Annotated in this window: 2 protein-coding genes; both read left to right on the top strand. The window is 45.4% G+C overall.

Annotation, left to right across the window (positions count from 1 at the left end; translation table 11 throughout):
- A partial coding sequence (locus MC7420_RS31140) for an SH3 domain-containing protein (protein ID WP_044210800.1) occupies positions 1-262 on the top strand: 262 nt, incomplete at its 5' end.
- A 218-nt stretch (positions 263-480) separates the two neighbouring features.
- A partial coding sequence (locus MC7420_RS31135; RefSeq protein WP_006105736.1) for a vWA domain-containing protein occupies positions 481-2093 on the top strand: 1613 nt, incomplete at its 3' end.

Genomic DNA, 2093 nt, shown 5'->3' with positions numbered 1-2093 from the left:
TGTTCGTTCTGATCCCGCATCATTTCGCGATAATGTGATTACCTATTTAACTAGAGAACAAGTCCCGATCACAGGCAAACAAACCAAAGGCGGCTGGATAGAAATAAAACTTCCCAATCAAGGTTTAGCTTGGGCGCATCGGCAGGTAATCTTAGACGAAGAGGATATAGATTCTTGCATGTTTGAACAAGGAATGACGATTGAACTGGTTCCCGATATTCCACCGCCGCCCGATTTCGTTTATGACGATGACGACGATTAACAACGGTAGAGACGTTTCCAGGGAACGTCTCCAAGACCTGACATCTTATTTCTCTTTAGTTAAACTAAAATGAAATAATCCCATCTAAACCCTGAGTGCTAACCTGTGGATGTCAGGAACCCCACGGCTATAGGTTCCGGAGGCTTGGAATTTAGCCCCTACCTGACCAGCCTAAGTGGATAGTGCACTACGTTATACCCAAGAGTTCAAGTTCGTACATGAAAGCCAGCTACACCCTAAGTCAATCGTTAATTGCCGCAGACAGTCCCTCGACGGTAGACTTACTGATTACCTTTCAGGGATCAGAGTCGAGTCAGCAGACATCCTCGCGTCGTCCGCTGAATCTCAGCTTAGTCCTAGATCGTTCGGGTTCAATGGCGGGAGCTCCCCTACGATATGCCATTCAAGCCGCCCAAAATCTGATTGATTATCTCACCGCTGATGATTTTGTTTCGGTGGTGATTTATGATGACACCGCCGAGGTGATTATTCCCCCACAATTAGTTGGTGATCAAGCCGCCCTTAAAGCAAAAATTGGTAAAATTCGCGCCAGAGGCTGCACCAATTTAAGTGGCGGATGGTTGTTGGGATGTAGTCAAGTTCAAGCTAACCAAAGTCCGGAACGAATTAATCGCGTCTTACTTTTAACCGATGGATTGGCAAATTATGGGATTAAAGATCCGCAAGTGCTGACGAAAACAGCCTTAGAAAAAGCAGAAGCGGATATTGTCACCACAACTTTAGGGTTTGGTAATTATTTTAACGAAGATTTGCTGATTAACATGGCAAATGCCGCCCGAGGAAATTTCTACTTTATTCAGTCTCCTGATGACGCCTCCCAAGTGTTTGAAATTGAGATGGAAAGTTTAGTCTCGGTTGTGGCGCAAAATCTCAGGGTGAGGCTACAACCGGAAGAATTTGTTAAGGTTGGTGAGATTCTTAATAACTATCGGTTTTCCCAGGTAGGTAATACGATAGAGGTTGTCTTGGGGGATGTGTATGGCGTTGAACAAAAGCCCTTAGCAATTCCCTTAACCGTATCGCCGCGATCGCAATCCGGAATGACGACGATTGCTACTGTGACCTATGACTATCAAACCATTGTCGAAGGCAGTATCCAAGACATTAGCAATCAGTTTTCCATTACCTTAACCGTCGGTTCAGAAGCAGAAGCCAAAAACATCCAGCCTGATCCGCAAGTCTTGGAACAAACCTCTCAGTTAAGAATTGCTAAATTAAAAGATGAAGCCGTTTCCCTGGCGGACAAAGGAGACTTTCAACAAGCAGTGGTTAAGCTGCGGGAAACGATCGAGGAACTCAAACGCAAGACATTAGATGAATTCTTTGACATTGCCGAAGAAATAGCCCAACTGGACTACTATGCCCAATGTTTAGAAAATCGACGATTTGACCGGGCAATTCGCAAAGAAATGCGGGATCAATCTTATCAAACCCAAACCCGCGATCGCGAAGATTTAAAATTCCGTGGAACCACAACAGGTGCAGCCAGTGGGTTAGAGGTAACAACGAATCCCGACAGTGGTGTTTTAGTCAAATGTGAACGGGTTGGGGGTAAGCTACGAGTGCGGGTCATTTCTGAGGGATATAATCCGGATTTAAACGTGCAGTTTCCCCGCAGTATCCGCGAACAAGGTGTCACTTATGTCGTGGATGAAATTACCCCATCTGCTAATGGCACATTTTATCGCGCCTCAGGCAACATTCGCCGCCTAGTTAAACCCGGTGAAGAAAAAGCATCCACTCAAAAAACCCGCCAAGCTAAACAATTACAAACCGCTAAAGCCCAAGGAACGGCGGCTGATTTAGAAAC

The sequence above is a fragment of the Coleofasciculus chthonoplastes PCC 7420 genome, assembly GCF_000155555.1.
GTDB lineage: Bacteria > Cyanobacteriota > Cyanobacteriia > Cyanobacteriales > Coleofasciculaceae > Coleofasciculus > Coleofasciculus chthonoplastes_A.
Note: the sequence above shows the minus strand (reverse complement) of the source record. Positions and strands in the feature narration are given on the sequence as shown.